This window comes from Frankia tisae (assembly GCF_025403405.1).
In the GTDB taxonomy this organism is placed as follows: Bacteria; Actinomycetota; Actinomycetes; order Frankiales; family Frankiaceae; genus Frankia; species Frankia tisai.
The window spans coordinates 1-8557 of record NZ_JANEZT010000301.1; the positions used below are offsets into that span (position 1 = coordinate 1).

Here is an 8557-nt window from a genome sequence, read left to right on the forward strand (position 1 = left end):
CCCCCGGCCACCGGGTCCCGACGCGGATGCAATCCGTACTGGACGTACGACGAAGCCCGTGGTTCTCTTCTACGAGACGTAGAAGTTGTGGCTCCGGACACACGGAAGGCGGCCGGCATGGCGGAGATCGAGCTGTCCACCGGAACGATCGACTACGAGGACACCGGCGGCCCCGGCCCCGTCCTGGTGCTGCTGCACGGACTGCTGATGGACGCCTCGCTGTGGGCCGGCCCGGTCGCGGAGCTCGCCGCCGATCACCGCTGCGTGGTCCCCACCCTGCCCATGGGGGCGCACAGCCATCCCATGCACCCCGACGCCGACCTCTCGCTGCCCGGCCTCGCCCGCCTTGTCGCCGAACTGCTCGACCGACTGGGCCTGAACGACGTCACCCTGGTCGGCAACGACACCGGCGGGGCGCTGGTGCAGCTCGTCCTGCGGGACGGCGCGGCGCGAGTGGGCCGGATCGCGCTCGTCTCCTGCGAGGCGTTCGACAACATCCCACCGAGCCTGACCGGGCGGACGCTGGCCCTGGCCGGCACGCTGCCGCCGGCGCTGTTCGGCCTGGTCATGCAGCAGATGCGGCTGCGGCTGATGCGGCGCGCGCCGATCGCCTTCGGCTGGCTGACGGCCCGCGGGGACGCCGCAACCGCCCGGTGGATGCGACCGCTGCTGCGCCGCGGCGAGACCCGTGGGGGCATCCGCCGCGACACCGTGCGGGTGCTGCGCTCGCTGCGCCCGGCGCGGGAGCTCCTGCTGGACGCGCCCACCTACCTGCCGGCCTTCACCGGCCCCGCGCTGGTGGTCTGGGCCGCCGAGGATCGGGTGATGCCGCCGGAGCACGGCCGCCGCCTCGCCGAGCTCCTCCCCCACGGCCGGCTGGTCGAGGTCGCCGACACCCGCACCCTCATCCCCCTGGACCAGCCAGCCGAACTCGCCTCGATCCTGCGCGACTTCACCCGGGCCACCGACGGAGGCTGACGGCCGGCCTGGCCTCGGGCTTCAGACGGCGTGCGCGCAGCCTCACCGCGATCAGCTCCGTCCAGGTCGCGAAGATCTGCGCCCGAATCGGCCGAGCCCGCCGCCCGCGGGCGGCGGGCGGGCAGCTCGGGAACGGAGCCGTTCGTCCTGCGTCGGTCAGGCCGCGCCTTCCTGAACTTGCGGATGCCGTCACCGTCACCGTCACCGTCAGTGAGATTTTCACCGAGGCGCAGCTTTCGACCCGGTCGTTCCACCGGCACTTCAAGTCGAAGGACCAGCTACTGCTATCGATGTTTGAAGAGGAAAGCGGACGGGCGACAGCCCAGCTCACGGGACGGTTGTCCAGCGCAACCGATCCGTATACGGCTATCGGCGAATAGATTCGCTTCTACATCCAGCTCGCCACCGAACAGAATGACGGTGAAACCGTCATGGCCACGATCCACGAATTCCTGAGCCGCGCCATTGGCGCGCAGCGCTGACCGATTCCCGGAACGGTCACACCGGGTACGACTCAATGCGCGAAGGCCGCGCGGAAATTCCGCAGGCAGACGTGATCTTCTCTCGTCGACGGCCCCACCCGGGCCAGGACCGAGCAACGGGGCATCCGTGCGCGGAACAGCATAAGCTGACCTGGTCCGCCGCGCAGCCCCTGACAATGGGAGCGCGCATTGCCCGGACACCTGCCGCACGATGCAGGACAGAGCGTGACCAGGGCGACCGAAGGGCAGGAACATGAAGTTCGGCGTGCAACACGGCATCGGTGATCCGCGGTGGCGACCCGAGGTGCTGGACCAGCGACACATCACCTCGTGGGTGCGTGCGGTCGAGGAGAGCGGATGGTCCGGTATCGCCTTCACCGATCACCCGGCGCCATCCCTGAAATGGACGCATGCCGGCGGCGAGGGCAGTTCCGAGCCTTTCTCGTCCCTGGCCTTCTGTGCCGCGCTGACCGAGGACATCACGTTAATCACCCTGGTGACTGTGCTACCCTACCGTAATCCGTTATTCACCGCGCACCAGATCCGCACGCTGGACCGGCTGAGTGGGGGGCGACTCGTCGTCGGCGTCGGCACCGGATATCTGCGGGGTGAATTCCGCGCTTCCGGAGCCGATTTCGACCGGCGCCGCGAACTGTTCGACGAGGCTTTGGAGATTCTCACCGCGGACTCCGCCGTCGAGGAGATCTCCTACCAGGGAATCGGCTTCGAGACGTCCGGCACCGCGCTGCGGCCGCCGTCGATCCAGCGACCGCACCCGCCCCTGTGGGTACACGCCAACAGCGGCTGGGGCCTGGAGCGGGCGGCCCGCTTCGGCGGCGGCGCCCTGTTCACCCTCACCACCGAGACGCTGGCCGGCACCATCCGGACCGCCCACGTGCCCGGTTCGGCCGCCGTCGGCGAGCGCATCACCAGGCTGCGCGACGCCACGACCGCCGCGGGGCGCGACCCGGCCGAGGTCACCGTCGCCCTCGGCGGGGTCCTGTCCCTCATCGACGTCCGTCAGGGATGGAACACCGACCAGGTCCGCGCCCACATCGCCGAATACGAGGCCCTCGGCGTGGACTGGCTCATCTTCAACGTGATCGGGGACGATCCCGGCGCGTCCGAGGAGACGGTGCGCCGTTTCGGCGAGGAGATCATTCTCGCCCGGGGCTGACCGCGCCCGGCCGGTTTTCCGCTGTGCGGGCGTGCCGCACGCACAGCGCGCGCAGCGGCCCGGGGATTTCTGGTATCCGGTTATCCGGTTATCCGGCTTCGGGTGCTGCGCGCGGACGCCGGAATCTGTGCCTGCGGCGCCTCGCTGCGCGAGTCCGCGCCGACCAGTCGCATCCGGACCGGCCGGTGTCCGCGCCGGCCGCTGCCCTCGCCGGAGCCGGAGCCGGATCCCCAGGCGGGCACGGCGCGCAGTACGCGGGGCGGGACCGCGGTCACGACGGTGTCCACGAACGCGGCGAGCCGCTCCGGGTGGCGCTCAGACCCCGCGAGCGCCCGCGTGGTCGCTCCGGACGGGCCGTCGCCGCCGTCAGTCGGCGGCCCGTCGATCGTCACCGTGCCACGGGCCCCGATCAGCGTGGCGAGTTCGGCGACCTGCGCAGTCGGCTGGGCCGGCTCAGTCCCACCGGCACGCGGGTCGCCGGCGTACGGATCGTCAGCCCACGGGTCGCCGGTGACCAGCCACACCGGTAGCCGGGACAGCCCCGCGCGACGCCGCTGGACGAACCGACAAGCGTCGCGGGCCCAACGGCTGGCGTCCAGTGCCCCGGCCACGATCACCACGTCGTAGGACGCCACCTCCCGCACCTGTCGCGCCGGCAGTACCTCCGCCTCGAGACCGCGGGCGGTCAACCCCGCGCCGATCCTCACGGCCAGCTCGTCGGCCCCGCCACACCCGGTTCCAAACGCCACCAGAGCTCGCGTCATCGCACCCTCCCAACCTCGCGTCCAGGGCCATCGAGGCAGACCGCACGCGATCGACTCGAACCCGTAACCCAGTGGACATCCGAGGCGGGGCACACACCATCTGTCGAACGTCACGTCCGCCGGGCCATCCGGACCCGGCCCGACGGGCACGGTCGGACCCTGGCAGGCCGGCACGCTCTGCCCCTGGGTCACCGGGCGTGGGCGATGGTCGCCCCGGTCACACCCCTGAAGCCGCCTGCGCCGGACAGCCGGGACGGCGGCCCGGACGGTCCCGAACGACCCGACCGCCGACGGCCCGAACCGGCGGGCAACAGCCCGGCCCCGGCGACCGCCACCCACCCGACCGGAGGGCACCGCGGTGCCGCCCGCCACCCGGCACCGGCGTGCGCGATCCCAGTCAGCCGCGCAGCCAGTGGCGGTGGCGGGGGCGAGAGGCCCGCGCCCAGGTGGCGTCGAAGGCGGCCCGGGTGGCGGCGGCGCGGGCGCGTTCGTCCCCCGCGAGCAGACCGTAGGTGAAGGAGGATTCGCCGGCGAGGTTCGCGGCGACGGCGAACGTGCGCAGTCGAGCCTGCGCCACGACGCAGTCCTGGTGCTCGCCGAGGGTGTCCTGGACCCGCTTCATCTCCCTCGCGAGCTTCGCCGCGGCACCGCCATGGAGGGGCATCATCAGTTCGCAGGCGTAGCGCAGCCGCTTCGCGGCCTTGCGGGCGCCATGGTAGGCCGCGTCGCGGTCGGATCCCGCGGTGGCCCGCCGGGCGCGATCGACCCGCCGGGCGAGCCTGCGGTCCGCCTTGCCGACGAGTTTCGCCAGCTCGGTGCCGGCCGGGCGCCGGGCCCGTTCGGTCTGCCCGGCGGCGGCGTCGGCGACGAAGGCGAGCAGCGTCTCGACGAAACCGAGGTAGCGTTCGCCGCGCAGGTAGGCCAGTGCCTCCTCGCGGCTGCGCAGCCGCTCGCCGAGCAATGCCTCCTGGAGTCGGGCGGCAACCGGGCCGAGCACCAGCTCGACGGGTTGCCCGGCAAGCTCGCCGGCGAAGCGCGCGAGCTGCACCTCGGCGTCGCGGGGCCGGCCGAGCACGTCGCCGATCTCGCGCAGGCCGGCCTCGATCACCGCGGCCCGCTCAGGGTCGAACAGCGGCCGGAAGGTCTGGATGGTGCTGCGCAGCCGCCGGGCCGCGACCCGCATGTCGTGCACCGCCTCGGGGGCGTCGGCGCGCACCGCGGGGTCGCGGTCGAGCAGCACCGCGGTGTGCTCGGCCAGGTAGGCGTGGACGACCCGGGCGGCGCTGTCGGCCGCGGTGAGCCGCGCCGGGCCGGGCTGGACATCGGGGCCGCCGAGGTCGACGGCGAGGGCGCGTTGCAGCTTCGACGGTGACGGCGACGGCCGCGCACCGGCCCGGTGCAGGGCCTTGCTCGCGGCGGGCAGCACGTCGACCCCGGCCGGGTCGAGCACCTCGAGTTCGACCTCCCGCCACCGCGACACGATGGTGCGCTCACCCATCGTTCGCGCGTTGACCCGGTCGTCGGCGACCTCGACGAGGTCGTGGCCGGCGGCGTCGCGCAGCCGCCGGGTGCGCCGGACGGTCGTGATCGACACCACCGGGCGAAGTGACGCCCCCCGCAGCCGCACGGCGACCAGGTCCAGCAGCTCCGGCGGGATCTGCGACGGCTCGCCGAGCGGGCGGCCGATCTCGTCACGGGCCCCGTCGGCGGTGGGGATCTTCAGGTGCCAGCCCTCGTCGGCGCCGCCCTCCCGGCGCCGCAGCGTCAGCCGGTTGCGGGCCAGGCGCAGGTCGTCGGTGTCGTAGTAGACGGCGTCGAGGTGCCGTTCGTCGCGGTCGGCGACGGAGGCGACCCCCCGAACACTGTCGAAGGCGGGCAGCGCGAACGTCTCCTCCACCGCGAACTTCCGCTCGATTTCATGCGTGACTGCCACGACGGGCCTCCATCCGGTGCGATCAACGCACTGGTTCCCTGCCCGGGGCCGAGAAACCCTGCTGGCAGGAGGTGCGACCGCGTGGCGCCGGGCGGCTCCGGGCTGCGGTCAGGCCAGCGTGACCCGGTGGGCGCCGGTGTAGAGGTTCATCGAGTCGCCGCGGACGAAGCCGGCGAGGGTCATCCCCGCCTCCTCGGCGAGATCCACCGCCAGCGTCGAGGGCGCGCTGACCGCGACGAGCATCGGCACGCCGGCCATCAGCGCCTTCTGCACCAGTTCGAACGACGCCCGGCCGCTGACGACCAGCACCTGCCCGGCCAGCGGCACCAGGCCGTCGCGCGCCGCCGCGCCGATCACCTTGTCGACCGCGTTGTGCCGGCCGACGTCCTCCCGCGCGGCCCGCAGCACGCCGTCGGCGCCGGCGAGCGCCGCCGCGTGCAGCCCGCCGGTGGTGGCGAACAGCCGCTGCGCCGCCCGCAGGGCGTCGGGCAGGCCGGTCACGGTCGCCGCGTCGAGGCGCAGCGGGTCGTCGGCGACGGTGAACCGGCTGCGCAGCCGGACCGCGTCGATGCTGGCCTTCCCGCACAGGCCACACGAGCTGGTCGTGTAGAAGTTGCGGGCCAGGTCGACCTCGGGCGGGGCGACCCCGGGGGCCAGCGCCACGTCGAGCACGTTGTAGGTGGGGCGGCCGTCGGCATCGACCGCACCGTCCCGCCCGACCTCGTCGTCCCGCCCGACGCAGTAGCGGATCGACGTCACGTCGGCGGCGCTGCCGATCAGGCCCTCGCCGAGCAGGAACCCCAGCGCCAGGTCCATGTCGTCGCCGGGGGTGCGCATCGTCACCGCCAGCGCCCGGCCGCCGACCCGGATCTCCAGCGGTTCCTCGCCGACCACCGTGTCCGGGCGGACCGCCGTGGCGACCCCGGCCCGGACCCGGGTCACCACGCGCCGCGCGGTCGCCCGCCCCATCAGCGCGGCCCGTCCGACGCTGTGCCCGTCGGCTCCAGCCGGATGACCAGTGACTTCGACGTCGGGGTGTTGCTGCGGGCGGCGGTGGAATCCAGCGGGACCAGCACGTTGGTCTCCGGGAAGTAGGCGGCGGCGCAGCCCCGGGCCGTCGGGTAGGCCACCGCCCGGAAGTTCTCCGCCCGCCTGGGCACCCCGTCGGTCCAGACGCCGACCAGATCGACGTGCACACCGTCAGCGAGGCCGAGCGCGGCGAGGTCGTCGGGGTGGACGAACACCACCCGCCGGCCCCGGCGGATCCCGCGGTAACGGTCGTCCATCCCGTAGATCGTCGTGTTGTACTGATCATGGGAACGCACGGTCTGCAACAGCAGGTGACCGGGCGGCACCCGCAGCACCTCGCAGACGTTCACCGTCAGCGCCGCCCGCCCGCTCGGCGTCGGGAAGGTGCGGCTGTCACGCGGCGGATGCGGGAGCTCGAAACCGCCGGGCGCGGCAAGCCGGGCGTCGAAGTCGCCGAAACCAGGCACGACCCGGGCGATGTGACCGCGGATCCGTCGGTAGTCGGCGGCCAGCCCCGCCCAGTCCACCGAGCCAGCCGACTCCACCGAGCCGGCCGAGTCGGCAGGACCTGCCGCCCGGCGGGTGAGGGTGGCCTCGGCGAGACCGCAGACGATCGCGACCTCCGAACGCAGCCCCACCCCGGCCGGAGCCAGCGTGCCGCGGGAGGCGTGCACCATGCCCATCGAATCCTCGACGCTGACCTGCTGCGGCCCACCTGCCTGCACATCGGCCTCGGTACGCCCCAACGTCGGCAGGATCAGCGCCGCCCGCCCCGTCACCGCATGCGAACGGTTCAACGTCGTCGATACCTGCACCGTCAGCCGACAGGCCCGCATCGCCGCCTCCGTCACCGCCGAATCGGGACTGGCCGCGACGAAATTTCCCCCCAGGCCGAGAAACACCTTCACCCGGCCGTCCCGCATCGCCCGAATCGTCTCCACCACGTCGTGGCCATGCGCCCGCGGCGGAGTAAAGGAGAACTCGGTGCCCAGCGCGTCGAGGAACGCGTCGGGCATCTTCTCCCAGATTCCCATCGTGCGATCGCCCTGAACATTGGAATGACCCCGCACCGGGCACACCCCCGCCCCCGGCCGGCCGATGTTCCCCCGCAGCAGCAGGAAGTTCACCACCTCCTGAATCGTCGCGACCGAGTTCGCATGCTGGGTCAACCCCATCGCCCAGCACACCACCACCCGCTCCGCCGCCAGCACCCGACCGGCCAGCTCGTCGATCTCGACAGTGGAAATCCCCGTCGCCGCCGCGAGGTCCGCGTCGGACAGATGGGTCCGAACATGCTCGGCGAACTCGGCGAAACCGGTGGTGTGCGCGGCCAGGAAAGCATGGTCGAGCACGGTGCCGGGGGCAGCGTCCTCTGCTGCCAACAACCGCCGCGACAACGCCTGGAACAGCGCCATGTCCCCGTTGAGCCGGATCTGCAGGAACTGGTCGGCCAACGCCGTGCCGCGCCCCAGCACCCCCCGCGCATGCTGCGGATTACGGAAACGCAGCAACCCCGCCTCCGGCAGCGGATTGACCGCGACGATACTACCCCCGGCCCGCTTCACCCGCTCCAACGAACTGAGCATCCGCGGATGATTCGTCCCCGGATTCTGCCCCACCACCAGCACCAGATCGGCGGACTCCAGATCCGCCAGCGACACCGATCCCTTACCCACGCCGATCGTCGACGTCAACGCCGCACCCGACGACTCGTGGCACATGTTCGAACAGTCCGGCAGATTATTCGTCCCGAACATCCGGGCGAACAACTGCCAGACGAACGCCGCCTCGTTACTGGTACGCCCCGACGTGTAGAACGCGACCTCGTCCGGGCTGTCCAACGCCGCCAACTCAGCCGCGACGATCCCGAACGCCTCATCCCAGCCGACCGGGGTGTAGTGATCCGCCCCCGGCGCCCGATACACCGGCTCCACGATCCGACCCCGGCTACCCAGCCAGTGCCCCGAACGGCCGGCGAGATCGGACACCGGATGCGCGGCGAAGAACTCCCCCGTCACCCGGCTGCGGGTCGCCTCCTCGGCCACCGCCTTCGCACCGTTCTCGCAGAACTCCACCGCCGAGCGCTCCCCCGGCGCCGGCTCCGGCCACGCACAACCCGGGCAGTCGAACCCATGATCCTGATTGACCAACCGCAACGTCCGCACCGACCGCCCCGGACCCATCCGCTCCCAGG

7 protein-coding genes are annotated in these 8557 nt (G+C 72.4%); 3 read left to right on the forward strand and 4 right to left on the reverse strand.

Going from position 1 to position 8557, the window contains the following annotated elements; translation table 11 throughout:
• The first annotated feature begins 117 nt into the window (after positions 1-117).
• The 3 genes from NBZ85_RS23340 to NBZ85_RS23350 all read left to right on the forward strand — a co-directional run bounded on the left by NBZ85_RS23340 (position 118) and on the right by NBZ85_RS23350 (position 2637).
• Positions 118-978, forward strand: a complete 861-nt coding sequence (locus NBZ85_RS23340) for an alpha/beta fold hydrolase (RefSeq protein ID WP_261559412.1) — start codon at positions 118-120, stop codon at positions 976-978.
• An 86-nt stretch (positions 979-1064) separates the two neighbouring features.
• Positions 1065-1358, forward strand: a complete 294-nt coding sequence (locus tag NBZ85_RS23345) for a TetR/AcrR family transcriptional regulator (RefSeq protein WP_261562591.1) — start codon at positions 1065-1067, stop codon at positions 1356-1358.
• Between the two features lie 355 nt (positions 1359-1713).
• Positions 1714-2637, forward strand: a complete 924-nt coding sequence (locus tag NBZ85_RS23350) for an LLM class F420-dependent oxidoreductase (protein ID WP_261559411.1) — start codon at positions 1714-1716, stop codon at positions 2635-2637.
• An 80-nt stretch (positions 2638-2717) separates the two neighbouring features.
• Here the strand turns inward: NBZ85_RS23350 and NBZ85_RS23355 are convergent, their stop codons facing one another.
• The 4 genes from NBZ85_RS23355 to NBZ85_RS23370 form a co-directional block, all read right to left on the reverse strand.
• Positions 2718-3344 (reverse strand): hypothetical protein, encoded by a 627-nt coding sequence (locus NBZ85_RS23355; RefSeq protein ID WP_368861428.1) that lies wholly within the window; start codon positions 3342-3344, stop codon positions 2718-2720.
• 454 nt (positions 3345-3798) lie between these two features.
• Positions 3799-5334 carry a CYTH and CHAD domain-containing protein gene (locus NBZ85_RS23360; protein ID WP_261559409.1) on the reverse strand — a complete coding sequence of 512 codons (1536 nt, stop codon included), beginning with the start codon at positions 5332-5334 and terminating at the stop codon, positions 3799-3801.
• 108 nt (positions 5335-5442) lie between these two features.
• Entirely contained in the window at positions 5443-6303 is an 861-nt protein-coding gene (gene fdhD, locus NBZ85_RS23365; RefSeq protein ID WP_261559408.1) for a formate dehydrogenase accessory sulfurtransferase FdhD, read from the reverse strand.
• Positions 6303-8557, reverse strand: a 2255-nt coding sequence (locus NBZ85_RS23370) for an FdhF/YdeP family oxidoreductase (protein WP_261562589.1), incomplete at its 5' end; no start/stop codon positions are given. The genes fdhD and NBZ85_RS23370, both read right to left, overlap by 1 nt.